Here is a 16,691-nt window from a genome sequence, read left to right as displayed (position 1 = left end):
CGGGGGCGATTACTCGGCGCTGAGTCTGGCTGCAGCGGCGCGGGCGTGACGACCGGTCTTGAGGGCGATCGGGGCGAGTTTGTCGCGATCCAGTTCGCCCTCCCATGCGGCTATCACCAAGGCGGCGACAGCATTGCCGATGATGTTGGTCAGCGAACGGCATTCCGCCATGAAACGGTCGACGCCGAGGATCAGCACCATCGCCGCTACCGGCACGGTCGGCACTACGGCGAGGCTCGCGGCCAGCGCGACAAACCCGGCACCGACCACGGCGCCGGCACCTTTTGAGGTGAGCATCGCCACCGCGAGCAACGTCAGCTGCTGTTCCAGCGTCAGGTCGATGTTGGTCGCCTGCGCGAGAAACAGCACCGCCAGGGTCATATAGATGTTGGTGCCGTCGAGATTGAAGGTGTAGCCAGTCGGCACAACGATGCCGACCACACCTTTCGAGGCGCCGAGGCTTTCGAGTTTCTGGATCAGTTGCGGCAGTGCTGATTCCGAAGAGCTGGTGCCAAGCACGATCAACAGTTCGGCTTTTATATAGCCGAGCAATTTGAAAATGCTGAAACCGGCGTACCGCGCGATCCCGCCGAGTACGCAAGCGACGAAGATAAATGCCGTCAGGTAAAACGTGCCGATCAACTTCAACAGCGGCAGCAGCGAGCCGACCCCGTATTTGCCGATGGTGAAAGCAATCGCGCCGAACGCGCCAATCGGCGCCACCCGAGCGATCATGCCGACGATGCGGAAAAACACTTCGCTGGCCTGATTGATGATGCCCACCAGTGGCCGGCCCTTTTCACCGACCATCACCAGTGCCACGCCAAACAGCACCGAAACGAACAGCACCGGGAGAATTTCACCTTTGGAAAACGCGTCGAAAAACGTCGTCGGGATCACATGCAGGAGAAACCCGGTGACGCCTTCGCCATGTTCGGCCTGACCGACAAATCCGGCGATTGCCGAGGAGTCGAGGGTCTTCACATCAATGTTGAAACCGGCGCCGGGGTGCAGCAGGTGCGCGGCGAGAATGCCGATGACCAGCGCGATGCTCGACACCACTTCGAAATACAGCAGCGCTTTGCCGCCGACCCGGCCGACCTGCTTGACGTCGTGCATGCTGGTGATCCCGCTGACCACCGTGCAGAAGATGATCGGGCCGATGATCATCTTGATCAGCTTGATAAAACCGTCGCCCAACGGCTTGAGATCGACGCCGACCTGCGGCCAGTAATGGCCGATCAGCACGCCGAGGGCGATGGCGATGAGCACCTGCACATAGAGGGTTCCCAGCAGTTTTCGAATAGTCATTGTTATTATCTCGAGACGGTTTTCGGGCATGACGATCCCGCACGGGCCAGTCACGGCCCGTGGCAGGAAACGGTTCAGGTCAGTGCGAAACGGCGGTCAGCGCAGGAACGCCAGCGCTTCGGCGAGCAACAGTTCGGGGACTTCTTCGGCAAGGTAATGGCCGGCGGGCAGGGCCTGGCCGGAGACGTTCGTCGCCACTTGCTGCCATTCCCTCAGTGGATCGAAACAGCGCCCGACCGTACCTTCGGCGCCCCACAGCACGCGCAGCGGCAGATTCAAATGATGTTGGGCGGCGATGTCGGCGCGATCATGCTCCAGATCGATGCCGGCGCTGGCCCGATAGTCTTCGCAGATGCCACATGCGCTGCCCGGCTGTTGCAGGCAGCGCAGGTACTCGCCGAAGGCTTCGTCGGTGAAGGGTTTGAGGCCGGCGCTGCGGCTGCCCATTACGCTGCGCAGATAGGCTTCTGGATTGGCCTCGATCAGGGTTTCCGGCAGCGGCGCCGGACGAATCAGGAAAAACCAGTGCCAGTAGGCGCGGGCGAAGGCTTCGTTGGTTTGCGCGTACATCGACAGGGTCGGGGCGATGTCGAGCAGCATCATGCGCTGCACGGCGGCGGGGTGATCGAGCGCCAGGCGATGTGCGACCCGTGCGCCGCGATCGTGGGCGAGGATCGAGAATTGCTCGAAACCCAGCGCCTGCATCAGTTCGGCGCCATCGCGGGCCATTTCGCGTTTCGAGTAGTTGCGGTGCTGGTCATCGGCAGCCGGGCGGCCGCTGTCACCGTAGCCGCGCAGGTCGGCGGCGACCACGGTGAAATGCTCGGCCAGTTGTTCGGCAATCTTGTGCCAGATCACGTGGGTCTGCGGGTGGCCATGCAGCAACAGCAGGCCCGGCCCGCTGCCGCCGAGGCGGTAGGCAATGTCAACGCCGTTGACGTGACGCTGGTCTTTGAGGAATCCGGCAAACATCAGACTGATCCTTTCTCAGGGTTCTTGTTGCATGCATCCTGAAATTGTCTGGCGTTCGGGGCAAGGCGCAAAGCGTGATGGGCCGGTTCATGAAGTGTGATGTGTGTTGTCAGTCCCGGCCCCTTCGCGAGCAGGCTCGCTCCCACATGAATTTCCGGTGTGACCATTACCTGTGTCAAACCACAAAACCCTGTGGGAGCGAGCCTGCTCGCGAAGAGGCCAATCCAGACACCGAAATACTCAACCCTGCTGAAACATCTCCATCGCCCTCTGCCTGATCTGCTCTTCGGTCAGATCCTCCTTGCGCGAGGCCAGAAACCACAGGTGTCCATAGGGATCCTTCAACGTCCCGCTGCGATCACCGTAAAACTGATCCTTGACCTCGGACACCGTGGTCGCGCCGGCATCCAGTGCCCGCTGGAAGGATTTGTCGACATCGGTCACGTACAGATGCAAACCGACCGACACTGCATTGTCCGGGTTGCTCAATGGCCCCTGATCGCACGGCGAGCCGAGCATGATGGCGCTGTCGCCGATGCGCAGTTCGGCGTGGCCGATACCGCCGTCGGGCATGGCCAGGCGCATGACTTCGGTGGCGCCGAAGGCTTTTTTGTAGAAGTCGATGGCCTCGGCGGCCTTGTGGATGCCGAGATACGGGGTAATGCTGTGATACCCCTCGGGAATGGGTTTGACGCTCATGACGTTCTCCCTGATTGTTGTTTTGCGAGATGAAGAATCACTATAGAACTGTCCACGCAGTCCAGATTTTCACCCGACGAGCAGCAGGGGTACACACTGACCTGTGGCGAGGGGATTTATCCCCGTTGGGCTGCGGAGCAGCCCCAAAACCTCAATCCTCATTCCTTCAGACAAACCTCATTGACTGGCTTAGGGTCTGCTTCGCAGCCCAACGGGGATAAATCCCCTCGCCACAGGGGTTTCCATTAGTCTTTGGGGAAGTGCGCGCCCGGGCCCTGTTCGCCGAGTACGTCGCCCTGGTTGCGTAGCGGGCAGGCTTCCATCGACAGACAGCCACAGCCGATACAGCCATTGAGCCGGTCGCGCAACAGCGTCAGTTGCTCGATCCGTTCATCCAGCTCGCGTCGCCATTGCTCGGACAAAACCTTCCAGTCCGCTGCCGTCGGCGCGCGATCATCCGGGAGGATTTTCAGCGCCTCGCCAATCTCCGCCAGTGGAATCCCCAATCGCTGCGCGACCTTGATCAACGCCACCCGGCGCAGCACTTCGCGCGGATAACGCCGTTGGTTGCCGGCATTGCGCTGGCTCTTGAGCAAGCCTTTGGCTTCGTAGAAATGCAGCGCTGTCACCGCGACACCACTGCGCGCCGCGACTTCACCGACCGTAAGCTGCTTGTGCAGGTTTTCCCGGGTGATCATTGGAAAAAGACTCTTGACCTTGACTTAACTAGAGGTTTTACCCTGCAGGCCTTCGAGTCGCAAGACTCGTCTTACGATGAGTGGGGGCATTTCATGAACAACCGCAGCTTTACCCAATTGATCGAATTCGAAATCGAGCCGCGTCAGCAAACGTCCTTGGTCACTGCGCTTTCGGTACAGACCGAACGCCTGGCCCAGCGCTATGACGGTTTCCTCAGCGCCAGCGTGCAGGTCAGCGACGATGGACGCCGGGTGTTGAGTTTTCTGCAATGGCAGACCCGCGAGGCGGGGGAGGCGGCGTTTTGCGGTTTTGAGCGTGGCGAACAGGATTTCTGGCAACTGATCCGCACGCATCAGGCGAAAACCGTCACTTTCAATTCCTTCCAGGTGCTGAGCAGCATCGCCCGCAGTCACGACGATGCCTTGCACTGCAATCTGGTGGGCTAGATCGACAACTGGATCAGGCGCTCGCCTCGCAGGTTCTCGCTCATCCGCCGCTTGTTCACCGCCAGTTCGCCGATCTTGATCAACCGCGTACGGGTGACGTTGCGGCTCAGGCCAAGCAACGCAGCGGTGTGCACCTGGTTGTAATGGCAGAAGCGATAAGCGGCGCGCAGCAAAGCGTCTTCAACTTTCTCGTGCAGGGCGCCGGCCTGTTGCGCGAAGAGCTTTTGGAAAGCCTGTTCGAGCAACGCTTCCGGTGAGTCGTCGGCGCTGGCGTGATGATCGTCCGGGCGGTCGATGCGCAGGTTCGACAAGCGCAGATCATCACGTTCGATCACGCCATTGCGGCAGATCAACAGCGTGTGATGGATGACGTTTTCCAGCTCGCGAATATTCCCCGGCCAGCTGTAGGCGCGCAGTTTGTGCTCGGCGCCAAGGCTGATGCTGACGCGGCCATAACCGAGGCGCTGGCTATAAGCCTCGATGAAGTGGCGGGTCAGCGGCAGGATGTCGCCGGGACGCTCGCGCAGCGGGCTGAGTTCCAGATTGACCACGTTGAGGCGGTAATACAGATCCTCGCGAAAATTCCCGGCATTGATGGCTTTTTCCAGTTGTACGTTGGTCGCCGCCAGCACTCGCACATCGATGGGGATGCTTTTGCGCGAACCGAGCCGCACCACTTCGCGCTCCTGCAAGACCCGCAACAGCTTCACCTGAATCGCAATCGGCAGATCACCGATCTCATCGAGAAACAGCGTGCCGCCATCCGCCTCCTCGAACCATCCCGCCTTGGCGCTCAGCGCACCGGTAAACGCGCCTTTTTCATGGCCGAACAATTCCGCCTCCACCAGCGATTCAGAGAAGGCGCCGCAGTTCACCGCGACAAACGGCCGATGGCGGCGATTGCTCAGGTTGTGAATATGTCGCGCGACCAGCTCCTTGCCGGTGCCGGTCTCGCCGATGATCAGCACGCTGGCTTCGCTCGGTGCGACCTGTTGCAAATGTGCGAGCAGCGCTTGGGACTTCGGGTCTTCGAACACCTGCGCGGTGGCGCGGATCGACGTCGCCAGCGCGGGTGAGGGCGGTAGTGTCAGCAGTTGCATGGGCGCGTCCTTTTCTTCAGTTCAAATATAGGCAGATCAGGAATAGAACGTCGGCACCGGCAGCGCCTGATTCAGCGCCCAGTCGCCCAGCTCATGAAGTTTGTAATCCAGCGGGTCGTGCAGGGTTTGCGTGCGCAGGTTGCGCCAATGCCGATCAAGGCGCAGCGAGGCGTGGGTCGAGCGCGCACCGGTGACTTCGAACAGACGACTGCAGATATCCAGGCCCTGACGGCTGGCGGCGACTTTCGCCGTGGCAATCGCTGTGGCGACATGACCGCGTTCTTCGGCGCTGAGAGTCGGGCCTTTGGCCCAGGCAGCATCGAGCAATGCCGCCGCCCGTTCGACCAGCAGACGAATACCTTCGAGGGCCACCCAGAACTCGCCGTAATGCGCGAGCACGTACGGATCTTCACGGACATCGCGCGCCGAGGATTTGTGCCACGGCCGGGTTTCGTTGAGGGTGTATTGCCGCGCCTCGGCGAATGCGCCTTCGGCAATCCCGAGAAACATATGCGTGAAGGTCAGTTGCGCGATCAGCGGCCGCAGGCAGGCGAACGGCGTGCTGAGCGGGCCGGGATCGAGCAGCAGTTCCGATTCTTCGACGCGGACTCGTTCGAACGTCGCGCTACCGCTGTCGGTCTGGCGCTGGCCGATGTTGTTCCAGTCGTTGTGCAGGGTGATGCCGCTGCGGCCGCTGGGAATCGCCGCGATCAACAGCTTGCCGCCGGCGCTTTCGTCCACCGCCGAGGCGATCAGCATTTGCGAGTCGCTGGCGCCGGAGCAGAAGCTTTTCTTGCCGGAAAACTCGCGCCAGCCACCGAGGTTCTTGACCACGGTGCGGGTGTCGAGCGGGTTCAGCGCGTTGCCCCAGAACCAGTTCTGCCGGGCGGTCTGTTCGAACCACGGCTGCCATTGTTCCGGGCGAGAGAACAGGCGCACGGTGGCCAGCATCAGGTGATGAAAACCGAAAACGTGGGCGATCGAACTGTCTACCTTGGCGAACTCGCGCACCACTTGCAGGGTTTCGCTCCAGCTCGCGCCGAGGCCGCCGTAACGGCCGGGAATGCTCAGGGCGAGCAGGCCGCTGTCGCGCAGGGCATCGCGTTCGGCCTTGGGCGTGCCGCCACGTTCGTCGCGCTCGACGGCGGTCAAAGCAAATTCGGCAGCCAGCTGGCGGGCAGTCTGCAACGGCGATAAAAGGCTACTTTGCGGTTTGGCAGTCACACCAACACTCCTGAATTCAAACTGCCCGTGTAGGAGCTGCCGCAGGCTGCGATCTGTTGACGTTGATTTTTAAACACCAGATCAAAAGATCGCAGCCTGCGGCAGCTCCTACAGGGGATTTGGTTATGCCGTGGCTTTTGTCGGCAGGACGTCGTTGGCGATCATTTCGCCAAACGGTCCGGTGAGGTTGGTCACGCCGCGCCCGGCCAGACTCGCGTAAGGCTCGGGCAGCAGCGGGAACACCAGCTCGGCAAAGCGATAAGCCTCTTCCAGATGCGGGTAGCCGGAGAGGATGAAACTCTCGATCCCCAGATCGGTGTACTCCTTGATCCGCGCCGCCACTTGCTGCGGATCGCCGACCAATGCCGTGCCGGCACCGCCGCGCACCAGGCCGACGCCGGCCCACAGGTTGGGGGCGATTTCCAGGTTGTCGCGCCGACCATCGTGCAGCGCGGCCATGCGCCGCTGCCCTTCAGAGTCGAAGCGTGAAAAGGATTTCTGCGCCGCCTCGATGGTCTCGTCGCTGATGTGTTCGATCAGCTTGTCTGCAGCTTTCCACGCCTCTTCGGCGGTTTCGCGGACGATCACATGCAGACGGATACCGAACTTCACTTTGCGCCCATGGCGAGCCGCACGTTCACGTACATCGGCGAGTTTTTCGGCGACGGCGGCCGGTGCTTCGCCCCAGGTCAGGTAGACGTCAACCTGTTCGGCAGCGAGATCATGCGCAGCGTCGGAGGAACCGCCGAAGTACAACGGTGGATAAGGTTTCTGCACGGGTGGGTAAAGCGCTTTGGCGTTCTGCACCTTCAGGTGTTTGCCGTCGAAATCCACGGCCTCGCCTTGCAGCACCCGGCGCCAGATTTTCAGGAATTCATCGGTGACTTCGTAGCGTTCGCTATGGCTGAGGAAGCTGCCGTCGCCACGGTTTTCATCCGGGTCGCCGCCGGTCACCACGTTGATCAGCAAGCGGCCATTGGACAAGCGGTCGAGGGTCGCCGCCATGCGCGCCGAAACGGTCGGTGAAATGATCCCCGGACGGATCGCCACCAGATAGCGCAGGCGTTCGGTCAACGGCACCAGTGCCGACGCGATCACCCACGAGTCCTCGCAAGATCTCCCGGTGGGAATCAGCACGCCGTGATAACCGAGGCTGTCGGCCGCCTGCGCGACTTGTTTCAGATAGTTGAGCGTGACCGGGCGCGCGCCTTGGGTGGTGCCCAGATAATGCCCGTCGCCGTGGGTCGGGAGAAACCAGAAAACATCCATGAACAGCTCCTCAGGCGATTTTCAGCAACGGTTTGATTTGTGTGGCGAACAGCGGCGCAGCGCGTTCGGCCGCCAGACGGATGCGTGCTTTCAGGGTTTCGCTGGTGATCTGGTAGTCGGCAAAATCCGCCTCGGTGGCGTACACGCCGATCGGCAACGTAACGGCCTGGAAGAAGCTGAACAGCGGCCGCAATTGATGATCGAGCACCAGCGCATGGCGTTCGCTGCCACCGGTGGCGGCGAGCAATACCGGCGTATCGATCAGTGCGTTGAGATCGATCAGGTCGAACAGATGCTTGAGCAACCCCGGGTAGGAGCCGCGATACACCGGCGCGGCGACGATCAGCAGGTCGGCCTGTTCGATGGCTTGCAACTCGGCTTCGACTTCCGCGCTGAGTTCCTGGCGCGAAAGCGCGCCGCCGAGCGGCCGGGCAATGTCGCCGAGTTCGATCAAGTGGCTCTCGATCGGCAGATGCGCGGCCAGCTCAGCCAGCAAGGCTTGAGTCAGCACCAAGGTGCGCGATGGACGCCAGGTGCCGCCGGACAGGGCGACGACTTTCAGGGGACGCGACATGATCAGTTCCTTTTTCAACAGTTGCTCAGCGAGCAGTGAGTAAGTCACTGCACTGGAGCAAGTGCTGTACCAATTCCTGGAGAACCCGGTTTACGGGGCGTTGAGCGTTCCGCCAGCGATCGGCTGTGTGGGTATCGGTGCGGTTTGTTGAAACGCTGTTGGCTGAGCAACAGTTGCTGGAGCAACAGTGATGAGCGCATGAAGGGATTTATAAAGGCTGATTGTTATTCCGTAAAAGAACGTTAATCGATATTTATAGATCTTTTGGAGATATGTGGAGTCGCTGTTGAATTCCTGATAGCCACTATTGAGAGCGTTGATTTCTGCATGAGCGTGGGCGGGCGTAGCCTTTCTTCATCGACTCCCACATTGCTCGCCAGGACGCTCCCATGAATCATTTACTGACTGTTTCGCTGCTGCTCGCTGTCTCTGTACTGGCCGGATGCGCCAGCCACGTCGCTCCGGAATTGCGTCCTTACAGCGCCGAAGAATCCCGTGAACTGGCGATGGAGGCACTGAATCGCAGCGGTTTGTCCTTCGACGAATACCACTCGAAAAAAGCTCAGTTGCTCGGTCAGCCACAGCAGACATACGGTTTCGACAAACAGGGTGAGATGAGCGCCGAACGTGCCGTACAGCTGCACGGTCGCTCCAGCTGAAAACCAACTGTACCGCTTGAAGTTTTGCCTAACTGTCCGTGGGCTTGCCGGGCTGCGTGGGATAGGGTCAACACCTGAATGACCCTGATGGATTGCCGCACCATGAACCTCTCGCTCGATCTGCTGCTGGGCTTTGCCCTGTTTGCCCTTGTCACCTCGATCACCCCGGGGCCGAACAACACCATGTTGCTCGCATCGGGTGTCAACTTCGGTTTTAACCGGACCATTCCTCACATGCTCGGCATCACCTGCGGGTTCTTTGTGCTGGTGGTGGCGGTGGGCTTCGGTCTGGGCGCGGTGTTTCAGACATATCCGCTGCTCTATACAGTTCTGCGCTACGTCGGCGCCGCTTATCTTTTGTATCTGGCGTGGAAAATCGCCCACTCGGGACCTGTCGGTGACAGCGTTGAAGGCGAAGCCAAGCCGATCAGTTACCTCGGCGCGGCGGCGTTTCAGTGGGTCAACCCCAAAGCGTGGATCATGGCCATCGGTGCTATCAGCACGTACACGCCGATGCAGGGTTATTTCACCAATGTGCTGGTGATCGCAGCGGTGTTCGCCATCATCAACCTGCCGAGTGTCGGCCTCTGGGCAGCTTGCGGCACATTGTTGCGCAATGTCCTGAAGGAGCCGCGCTGGTTGCGCGTGTTCAACTGGGGCATGGCGGTGTTGTTGGTGATTTCGCTGTATCCGTTACTTCTCGAAAGCTTTAGCTGATGCATTGCTTCAACCGCCGGCCCGATGCCTGTTAAGCTCGACTTCAGGAGCGTTCCTACGCACTTTTAAATGAAGTTGTTCTTCTTTAACGGCATCCGATCAGGTATTGATGACGCTCTCGAACCGACGCGCAGCTCACAAGGCTGCGCGGTGCCGTTTGCAGACACGAGCCTCCTGATCCCGGAACACGCTCTGCGAGTCTTTTATGAACACACGTCCGTTGTATTTCGATTACGCCGCCACCACCCCGGTGGACGAGCGGGTCATCCAGGTGATGATCGAATGTCTGGGGTTTCACGGTAACTTCGGCAACCCGGCCTCCAGCTCCCACGCCTTCGGCCAGCAGGCCCGGCAGACAGTCGAACTGGCCCGGCGGCAAGTCGCCGAGCTGGTCGGTGCCAGTGCCGAGCAGATTGTCTGGACGTCCGGTGCGACCGAGTCCAACAACCTCGCCCTCAAGGGCGTGGCGCAGGCGCGCGGTGTGCCTGGCGGCCACATCATCACCAGTCAGATCGAACACAAAGCCATCCTCGATACCGCCCGCCAGTTGCAGGACGCCGGTATTGCCGTGACCTATCTGGTGCCGGACGCCGACGGGCTGATCACGCCGCAGGCGGTCAGCGAAGCGATGCGCGAGGACACCTTTCTGGTGTCACTGATGCTGGTTAACAACGAACTCGGTACGCTCAACGACATTCAGGCGATTGGCGAGGTCGTGCGCAGCCGCGAAGCGCTGTTCCATGTCGATGCCGCTCAAGGCGCCGGCAAGGTGGCGATCGATCTGGCGCAGTTGCCGGTTGATCTGATGTCGTTCTCGGCACACAAACTCTACGGCCCCAAAGGGATCGGCGCGTTGTACGTCGGCCCGCGCGCGCAACAGCGTTTGCAGGCGCAGATTCACGGCGGCGGTCACGAAGGTGGCTTGCGTTCCGGAACCTTGGCGACGCACCAGATTGCCGGCATGGGCGCAGCGTTTGCCTTGGCGGCGGCTGCGTTCGACGAGGAGAAAAAGTCCATCGCGGCCCTGCGCGAGCGCTTGCTTGAGCAACTGCTGAGCCTGCCGGGCGTGCGCCTGAATGGCAGCCCTGTACAGCGCATTGCGCACACCCTGAGCCTGACGTTCAGCGAAGGCGAATTCAACAGTGCCGCACTCAGTCACTCGATTGCGTTTTCCGCGACGTCGGCCTGCAATTCCGCCAGCAACGCGCCGTCCCATGTGCTGCTGGCCCTCGGGCACGATGCGCATCTGGCCAGCCGCACCATCCGTTTGAGTCTCGGGCGTTTTACCACCGCCGAAGACGTCGACAAGGCTGTTGAACTGATCAAGACCGCCTGCGCCAGTGCTCCGGCATTCTGGGCGACCGGGCTTTAAACGAGCCGAATCTACGGCTACGAACAATAACGAAGAAGTGATTAGCAGGAGACATGATGAGTACCCAGACCTCGACCGAAGGATCGGTGCCCCAGCGCCTGGCGCACACCCGAGAACTGATGCACCGCGAAGGCATCCATGCCTTGCTGGTGCCGTCCGCTGACCCGCACTTGTCGGAATATCTGCCGGGTTACTGGCAGGGGCGGCAATGGCTGTCGGGGTTCCATGGTTCGGTCGGTACTCTGATTGTCACCGCTGATTTCGCCGGTGTCTGGGCTGACAGTCGTTACTGGGAACAGGCAAGCAAGGAACTCAAAGGCAGCGGCATCGAACTGGTCAAATTACAACCGGGTCAACCGAGTCCGCTCGACTGGCTGGCCGAACAGACCCCGCAAGGTGGCGTCGTTGCCGTCGATGGCGCCGTGATGGCGGTGGCTTCGGCACGCACACTGAGCAGCAAGCTTGAGGCGCGCGGTGCACGTCTGCGGACCGACATCGATCTGTTGCAGGAAGTCTGGAGCGATCGCCCGGGCCTGCCGAATGCAGCGATCTATCAACATCTGCCGCCGCAAGCGACCGTCAGCCGTGGCGAGAAACTCGCCAAGCTGCGCGAAACCCTGCAGGAACGCGGCGCCGACTGGCACTTCATCGCCACCCTCGACGACATCGCCTGGTTGTTCAACCTGCGTGGCGGCGACGTGTCGTTCAACCCGGTGTTTGTTTCGTTTGCCTTGATCAATCAACAACAAGCCACGCTGTTCGTCGCACTGAGCAAGGTTGACGCTGATCTGCGCGCCGTGCTGGAACAGGATGGCGTGACGCTGCGCGATTACACTGAAGTGGCTGATGCGCTGCGGGCCGTGCCGGGTGGCGCGAGCTTGCTGGTCGATCCGGCGCGGGTCACCAGTGGTTTGCTGGACAATCTCGACGGCGGCGTGAAACTGGTCGAGGGCTTGAACCCGACCACGTTGGCCAAGTCGCAGAAAAGCGAAGCCGACGCTGGGCACATCCGTAAAGCGATGGAGCAGGACGGCGCAGCGTTGTGCGAATTCTTCGCCTGGCTGGAATCGGCTTGGGGGCGCGAGCGCATCACCGAACTGACCATCGATGAAAAACTCACGGCTGCCCGTGAACGTCGTCCGGATTATGTTTCGCTGAGTTTCAACACCATTGCCGCGTTCAACGCCAATGGCGCAATGCCGCACTACCACGCCACCGAAGAAGAGCACGCGGTGATCGAGGGCGATGGTTTGTTGCTGATCGACTCGGGCGGTCAATACCTCGGCGGCACAACCGACATCACGCGGATGGTACCGGTGGGAACGCCGACTGAAGAGCAAAAGCGCGACTGCACGCGCGTGCTCAAAGGTGTGATTGCCCTGTCCCGGGCGCATTTCCCGAAAGGCATTCTGTCGCCGCTGCTTGATGCCATCGCCCGTGCGCCGATCTGGGCGGATAACGTCGATTACGGTCACGGTACCGGTCACGGCGTCGGCTATTTCCTCAACGTCCATGAAGGCCCGCAGGTGATTGCCTATCAGGCTGCGCCGGCGCCGCAGACTGCGATGCAGGTGGGGATGATCACGTCGATCGAACCGGGTACTTACCGTCCGGGCCGTTGGGGCGTGCGTATCGAGAACCTGGCGATGAACCGCGAGGCCGGCAGCAGCGAGTTTGGCGAGTTCCTCAAGTTCGAAACCCTGACGCTGTGCCCGATCGACACGCGTTGCCTGGTGCCGTCATTGCTCAGTCAGGAAGAGAAACAATGGTTCAACGCCTATCACGCCGAAGTACGCGAACGCTTGAGCCCGCTGCTTGACGGCGCGGCGCTGGAGTGGCTCGAAACGCGCACTGCAGCGATCTGATCTGTTGCCGTGCAACGCCAGGGCGACCCTTTTGAGAGTCGCCCTGGCAGCCGGTAACTCGAGGTTTAGCGCAAGGCTTCCTCGATAAAATCCAGCCGATCCTGGCCGAAGAACAATTGCCCGCCAACAAACATGCTCGGTGCGCCGAAAACACCGCGTTTAACCGCGGTTTCGGTGTTGTCTTTGAGTGCGGCTTTGACGGTCTCGTCGTTGGTCAATGCCAGTACATCCTCTGGAGCAAAACCGTGCTCAGTCAGCACGGCTGCGACGGTTGCCGGTTCATCGAGGCTGCGGCCGTCAACCCAAAGTGCCTTGAACAGGCAATCGATAAATGCCGGGAAGCGTTCCGGGTGGCGCAGTTGCATGCCTGTTACGGCGCGCATCAGCATCAGTGTATTGATCGGGAAGTGCGGATTGAATTTCAGCGGGACGCCGTAGCGTTTGGCGTAGCGGTCCAGATCCTCAAACATGTAGCGGCCCTTCGCCGGAATCATCGCCGGTGAAGCATTGCCCGTGGCTTTGAAAACACCACCGAGCAGCATCGGGATGTAGATCAGCGCGCTGTCGTTTTCAGCGCAGATCCTTGGCAGTTGGGTGTAGGCCAGGTAAGTGGCAGGGCTGCCCAGGTCAAAGTAGAACTCAACGGTTTTGCTCATGCTCACGGCTCTCTGTTTATTGTTATGGGGGCAGGCTTACCAGCGTTCATTCCATGGGCGCAGATCCAGCTCAAAGGTCCACGCATCCCGTGGCTGGCTGTGCAGATACCAATAGTTCTCGGCGATATGCTCGGGGTCGAGAATACCGTCCTGATCCTTGGTGGCGTATTTCTCGGGAAAACTGTTACGGATGAAGTCGGTATCGATTGCGCCATCGACCACCACATGGGCGACGTGGATATTCATCGGCCCCAATTCTCGCGCCATGCTTTGCGCCAGTGCGCGGATACCGTGTTTGGCGCCGGCGAATGCGGCAAATCCCGACGCGCCGCGAAGACCGGCGGTGGCGCCGGTGAACAATATTGTGCCGCGCTGACGAGTGACCATGCGCTTGGCCACTTCGCGGGCATTGAGGAAACCGGAGAAACAGGCCATCTCCCAAATCTTGAAGTACTTGCGCGCGGTCTCTTCGAGGATGCTGCAGGGTACGTTGGCGCCGATATTGAAGACGAATGCCTCAATCGGGCCGAGGCGGGTTTCGATGTCCTCAATCAGGGCAATGACGTCCTCTTCCTTGCGCGCATCGCAGGCAAAGCCGTGAGCCTCGCCGCCTTCGGCCTTGATCGCGTCTACCAGCGGCTGGAGTTTGTCGGCGCTGCGTCGAGTGACACAGGCGACAAAACCTTCATGGGCAAAACGCTTGGCAATTGCACCGCCCGTGGCGTCGCCTGCACCGACCACCAGTACGACCTTGTTGTTATTCATGGTGAATCCTTTTGGTTAACGATCGTTTAGTTAACGAACGTTATGCTAGGATCCGAACAACGTCAAGGCGGTGAATTACAGGGTAAACACATGCGTTATTCGGCCGGTCACAAGTTGGAAACCCGCGAACGATTGCTGCAAAGCAGTGCGTTGTCGGCAAAGCGCTCGGGGTTTTCCACGGTAGGGGTGGATGGGCTGATGAAAGCCATCGGGCTGAGTGGTGCAGCGTTTTACAGCCACTTTTCCTCAAAGGATGCTTTGTTCTCTGCCATCGTCGAACGTGAGCTCGGGCAAAGCCTTGAGCGCCTGAGCGGGCAAGGCAATGAAGACCGCGAGCGGCTGGAGCGTTGTCTCAAGCAATACCTGAGCATGGCGCATGTCGAGCAGCCTGAGTCGGGGTGTGCGTTGCCGACATTGGGGGCGGAGATTGCCCGCTCGGATGTGCAGGTGCGCGAGCAGGCAGAAATCTGGATTTGCCGTCTTCAGGAGAGTTGGGCGCAGATACTGCAAAGCGAGAGCCTGGCGTGGGCGATACTGTCGCAATGCGTCGGTGCTTTGGTGGTTGCGCGGATGTTGGCGACACCGGACGTCCAGCGCACCGTGTTGAAATCCAGTCACGAAGAGATCGCCCGTCAGCTCGCAGTTCAGCGAGCGGAGTAGGGCGGAGGGTCATTTGCAGATGACGATCATGCTGCGGCTGGTGTAGCCGGCGGGATTCAGGCCGAACGGATAATCACCCGGCTCCTCGACGGCATCGCCGGATTTGGCAATGACCTTGTAACCCTTTGGCGCGCAGGAATTGGCGGCACTGGTGTAGCACTTGTCCCAAGAGGACGAGAGTCCTGAACAGTTGATATGCAAACCCTTCTTGCCGCGTTTGACCTGGGTTTCCGAAGTCGCAGCACAACCCGCAATCGCCAGTACGGCGATCAGTATCAAAATTCGTTTCATTACCGTCCTTAATAGCGGCCGCGAGTCTGATGCTCGGGTCTGCCTGTGTTCGCTCGCTTCTGCAGCGTTTCTACGTCCCTTTGCGAAAAAATCCATGTCTGGCGATGGGTTACGGGATCTAAACATGGCCTAAATGAGCGCCAATTACCAGACCCCGGTCAAATCCTGTTTCAATCTGCCGCGATGGCGGGCTTCGCGTTGCTGCCCATGGTCAGGGTCGCCCCGACAGAAGCCAGAATAATGCACATGATCGCCATCCATTGTGACAGCGACAGGTATTCCTGGAGAAAAAACAGACCTGACAGGGCGCCGAATGCCGGCTCGATGCTCATCAGTGTGCCGAAGGTGCGCGCGGGCATGCGAGTCAGGGCGACCATTTCCAGGGTGTAGGGTAGGGCGGTAGAGAGAATCGCGACGCCGATGGCAATCGGAATCAACGAGGGCGTCAGCAGTGCAGCGCCGGCATGCACAATGCCAATGGGCGCCACGAACAGCGCTGCGATCATTACGCCCAGCGCCGCAGTCGTTACGCCATTGTCTGCGCCGGCCTTCTGCCCGAACAGAATGTACAGTGCCCAGCAAACGCCGGCGCCCAGTGCATAACCAGCGCCCACCAGATCGATCCCGGCAGTCGTTGCCCCGATAGGTATCAACAGCATCAGTCCGGCTGCGGCCAGGGCGATCCAGAGAAAGTCGATGGCACGCCGCGACGCATAAATGGCAACGGCCAATGGCCCGGTGAATTCCAGGGCCACGGCGATTCCCAGAGGAACGGTGCGCAGGGACATATAGAAGAGGAAGTTCATGCCGCCCAGCGCCATCCCGTAAACGATCACCGTCCGCAGGGATTTAGCTGTGAGCCTGGCGCGCCATGGACGCAGCAAAATCAGCATGATCACGCTGGCAAAGATCAGCCGAAGTGTTGTAGTTCCTTGTGCGCCTACGACCGGGAACATGCTTTTTGCCAGAGAGGCTCCGGACTGGATGGATGCCATGGCTATTAATAGCAGGCCAACCGGAAACAGCATGGAGGCAAGGGAGCGAGGCTGGTCATTCATTACTAGGCATCATCCAAGGTAGGAGCGGGCATTTTTATAGCTGTTGGGCAATATATTGCGCATTCGCTGCCGTTGCGTCTATATATAGGCAGCTTTTCTGACGTATCGATAGAAAAGCGAAATTAACGGTTGACGGCAGATTCTGGACGTCTATAATTCGCCCCACTTCCGGCGCAGTCGAAACGGAAAACTCCTTGAGATTCAATGAGTTATGCAGTTTTCGACAGCGACTTGCTTCAGATCATCGAAGCCTGGAAGGAGTTGAAAGAGTGATGATGTTTGGCTCTTTTAACGTTTCGATCTTCTCGGTCGAAAGCGGAGAAAAAGAGGTGTTGACAGCAGCGTGTAACGCTG

Annotated in this window: 18 protein-coding genes; 6 read left to right on the top strand and 12 right to left on the bottom strand. The window is 59.9% G+C overall.

Translation table 11 applies throughout. The features are described 5' to 3' along the window. Positions 1-9 precede the first annotated feature (9 nt). The 4 genes from C2E19_RS20580 to soxR all read right to left on the bottom strand — a co-directional run bounded on the left by C2E19_RS20580 (position 10) and on the right by soxR (position 3,680). On the bottom strand, positions 10-1,311 hold the full coding sequence (locus tag C2E19_RS20580; RefSeq protein WP_129394843.1) for a dicarboxylate/amino acid:cation symporter: 1,302 nt from the start codon (positions 1,309-1,311) through the stop codon (positions 10-12). A 96-nt stretch (positions 1,312-1,407) separates the two neighbouring features. Further along, positions 1,408-2,283, bottom strand: coding sequence for an alpha/beta fold hydrolase (locus tag C2E19_RS20575; RefSeq protein ID WP_129394842.1), 876 nt, complete (start codon positions 2,281-2,283; stop codon positions 1,408-1,410). A gap of 240 nt (positions 2,284-2,523) precedes the next feature. Further along, positions 2,524-2,982: a VOC family protein gene (locus tag C2E19_RS20570; RefSeq protein WP_129394841.1), complete on the bottom strand. Its 459-nt coding sequence runs from the start codon at positions 2,980-2,982 to the stop codon at positions 2,524-2,526. Between the two features lie 245 nt (positions 2,983-3,227). After that, positions 3,228-3,680 carry a redox-sensitive transcriptional activator SoxR gene (gene soxR, locus C2E19_RS20565; RefSeq protein ID WP_129394840.1) on the bottom strand — a complete coding sequence of 151 codons (453 nt, stop codon included), beginning with the start codon at positions 3,678-3,680 and terminating at the stop codon, positions 3,228-3,230. Between the two features lie 93 nt (positions 3,681-3,773). Here soxR and C2E19_RS20560 point away from each other — a divergent pair, with 93 nt between their 5' ends. Continuing rightward, positions 3,774-4,127, top strand: coding sequence for an antibiotic biosynthesis monooxygenase (locus tag C2E19_RS20560; RefSeq protein WP_129394839.1), 354 nt, complete (start codon positions 3,774-3,776; stop codon positions 4,125-4,127). On the opposite strand, the gene C2E19_RS20555 is transcribed toward C2E19_RS20560, so the two are convergent. The 4 genes from C2E19_RS20555 to msuE all read right to left on the bottom strand — a co-directional run bounded on the left by C2E19_RS20555 (position 4,124) and on the right by msuE (position 8,294). Continuing rightward, the gene (locus C2E19_RS20555; RefSeq protein WP_129394838.1) at positions 4,124-5,227 is read right to left on the bottom strand and encodes a sigma-54-dependent Fis family transcriptional regulator; all 1,104 of its coding nucleotides are present in this window, start codon (positions 5,225-5,227) and stop codon (positions 4,124-4,126) included. The genes C2E19_RS20560 and C2E19_RS20555 overlap by 4 nt on opposite strands. A gap of 36 nt (positions 5,228-5,263) precedes the next feature. Next, entirely contained in the window at positions 5,264-6,451 is a 1,188-nt protein-coding gene (locus C2E19_RS20550; RefSeq protein ID WP_129394837.1) for an acyl-CoA dehydrogenase family protein, read from the bottom strand. Positions 6,452-6,574: 123 nt separating this feature from the next. Continuing rightward, a complete protein-coding gene (ssuD, locus tag C2E19_RS20545; protein WP_129394836.1) occupies positions 6,575-7,720 on the bottom strand; it encodes an FMNH2-dependent alkanesulfonate monooxygenase in 1,146 nt (381 codons plus the stop codon). A 10-nt stretch (positions 7,721-7,730) separates the two neighbouring features. After that, positions 7,731-8,294 carry an FMN reductase gene (gene msuE / locus C2E19_RS20540; protein WP_129394835.1) on the bottom strand — a complete coding sequence of 188 codons (564 nt, stop codon included), beginning with the start codon at positions 8,292-8,294 and terminating at the stop codon, positions 7,731-7,733. A 389-nt stretch (positions 8,295-8,683) separates the two neighbouring features. Here msuE and C2E19_RS20535 point away from each other — a divergent pair, with 389 nt between their 5' ends. The 4 genes from C2E19_RS20535 (at position 8,684) to C2E19_RS20520 (ending at position 12,907) form a co-directional block, all read left to right on the top strand. Then, a complete protein-coding gene (locus C2E19_RS20535; protein ID WP_064391321.1) occupies positions 8,684-8,953 on the top strand; it encodes a hypothetical protein in 270 nt (89 codons plus the stop codon). A 102-nt stretch (positions 8,954-9,055) separates the two neighbouring features. Continuing rightward, positions 9,056-9,670, top strand: coding sequence for a LysE family translocator (locus C2E19_RS20530; protein WP_129394834.1), 615 nt, complete (start codon positions 9,056-9,058; stop codon positions 9,668-9,670). A gap of 205 nt (positions 9,671-9,875) precedes the next feature. Next, the gene (locus C2E19_RS20525; RefSeq protein ID WP_129394833.1) at positions 9,876-11,042 is read left to right on the top strand and encodes an aminotransferase class V-fold PLP-dependent enzyme; all 1,167 of its coding nucleotides are present in this window, start codon (positions 9,876-9,878) and stop codon (positions 11,040-11,042) included. A 56-nt stretch (positions 11,043-11,098) separates the two neighbouring features. After that, positions 11,099-12,907, top strand: a complete 1,809-nt coding sequence (locus C2E19_RS20520) for an aminopeptidase P family protein (protein WP_129394832.1) — start codon at positions 11,099-11,101, stop codon at positions 12,905-12,907. Between the two features lie 65 nt (positions 12,908-12,972). On the opposite strand, the gene C2E19_RS20515 is transcribed toward C2E19_RS20520, so the two are convergent. Next, complete coding sequence (locus tag C2E19_RS20515) at positions 12,973-13,563, bottom strand: 2-hydroxychromene-2-carboxylate isomerase (protein ID WP_129394831.1); 591 nt, start codon at positions 13,561-13,563, stop codon at positions 12,973-12,975. A gap of 36 nt (positions 13,564-13,599) precedes the next feature. Continuing rightward, entirely contained in the window at positions 13,600-14,328 is a 729-nt protein-coding gene (locus C2E19_RS20510) for an SDR family oxidoreductase (RefSeq protein ID WP_129394830.1), read from the bottom strand. Between the two features lie 90 nt (positions 14,329-14,418). Here C2E19_RS20510 and C2E19_RS20505 point away from each other — a divergent pair, with 90 nt between their 5' ends. Then, positions 14,419-14,988, top strand: coding sequence for a TetR/AcrR family transcriptional regulator (locus C2E19_RS20505; RefSeq protein WP_129394829.1), 570 nt, complete (start codon positions 14,419-14,421; stop codon positions 14,986-14,988). A gap of 9 nt (positions 14,989-14,997) precedes the next feature. On the opposite strand, the gene C2E19_RS20500 is transcribed toward C2E19_RS20505, so the two are convergent. Both C2E19_RS20500 and rhtA read right to left on the bottom strand, forming a co-directional pair. Then, positions 14,998-15,279 carry a hypothetical protein gene (locus C2E19_RS20500; RefSeq protein WP_129394828.1) on the bottom strand — a complete coding sequence of 94 codons (282 nt, stop codon included), beginning with the start codon at positions 15,277-15,279 and terminating at the stop codon, positions 14,998-15,000. A gap of 170 nt (positions 15,280-15,449) precedes the next feature. After that, positions 15,450-16,337 carry a threonine/homoserine exporter RhtA gene (rhtA, locus tag C2E19_RS20495; protein WP_129394827.1) on the bottom strand — a complete coding sequence of 296 codons (888 nt, stop codon included), beginning with the start codon at positions 16,335-16,337 and terminating at the stop codon, positions 15,450-15,452. Positions 16,338-16,691 lie beyond the last annotated feature (354 nt).

This window comes from Pseudomonas sp. DTU12.3, assembly GCF_004124275.1.
Classification (GTDB): domain Bacteria; phylum Pseudomonadota; class Gammaproteobacteria; order Pseudomonadales; family Pseudomonadaceae; genus Aquipseudomonas; species Aquipseudomonas helmanticensis.
This window is presented reverse-complemented; position numbering and strand designations above follow the sequence as displayed.

Bases quoted from the DNA above. Each gene is read 5' to 3' on its own strand.
- C2E19_RS20560 (WP_129394839.1), top strand. From the start codon at position 3,774: ATGAACAACCGCAGCTTTACCCAATTGATCGAATTCGAAATCGAGCCG.
- C2E19_RS20515 (WP_129394831.1), bottom strand. From the start codon at position 13,563: ATGAGCAAAACCGTTGAGTTCTACTTTGACCTGGGCAGCCCTGCCACT.
- msuE (WP_129394835.1), bottom strand. From the start codon at position 8,294: ATGTCGCGTCCCCTGAAAGTCGTCGCCCTGTCCGGCGGCACCTGGCGT.
- C2E19_RS20575 (WP_129394842.1), bottom strand. From the start codon at position 2,283: ATGTTTGCCGGATTCCTCAAAGACCAGCGTCACGTCAACGGCGTTGAC.
- C2E19_RS20505 (WP_129394829.1), top strand. From the start codon at position 14,419: ATGCGTTATTCGGCCGGTCACAAGTTGGAAACCCGCGAACGATTGCTG.
- C2E19_RS20555 (WP_129394838.1), bottom strand. From the start codon at position 5,227: ATGCAACTGCTGACACTACCGCCCTCACCCGCGCTGGCGACGTCGATC.
- C2E19_RS20525 (WP_129394833.1), top strand. From the start codon at position 9,876: ATGAACACACGTCCGTTGTATTTCGATTACGCCGCCACCACCCCGGTG.
- C2E19_RS20530 (WP_129394834.1), top strand. From the start codon at position 9,056: ATGAACCTCTCGCTCGATCTGCTGCTGGGCTTTGCCCTGTTTGCCCTT.
- C2E19_RS20510 (WP_129394830.1), bottom strand. From the start codon at position 14,328: ATGAATAACAACAAGGTCGTACTGGTGGTCGGTGCAGGCGACGCCACG.
- C2E19_RS20535 (WP_064391321.1), top strand. From the start codon at position 8,684: ATGAATCATTTACTGACTGTTTCGCTGCTGCTCGCTGTCTCTGTACTG.
- C2E19_RS20520 (WP_129394832.1), top strand. From the start codon at position 11,099: ATGAGTACCCAGACCTCGACCGAAGGATCGGTGCCCCAGCGCCTGGCG.
- C2E19_RS20580 (WP_129394843.1), bottom strand. From the start codon at position 1,311: ATGACTATTCGAAAACTGCTGGGAACCCTCTATGTGCAGGTGCTCATC.
- ssuD (WP_129394836.1), bottom strand. From the start codon at position 7,720: ATGGATGTTTTCTGGTTTCTCCCGACCCACGGCGACGGGCATTATCTG.
- C2E19_RS20570 (WP_129394841.1), bottom strand. From the start codon at position 2,982: ATGAGCGTCAAACCCATTCCCGAGGGGTATCACAGCATTACCCCGTAT.
- soxR (WP_129394840.1), bottom strand. From the start codon at position 3,680: ATGATCACCCGGGAAAACCTGCACAAGCAGCTTACGGTCGGTGAAGTC.
- C2E19_RS20500 (WP_129394828.1), bottom strand. From the start codon at position 15,279: ATGAAACGAATTTTGATACTGATCGCCGTACTGGCGATTGCGGGTTGT.
- rhtA (WP_129394827.1), bottom strand. From the start codon at position 16,337: ATGAATGACCAGCCTCGCTCCCTTGCCTCCATGCTGTTTCCGGTTGGC.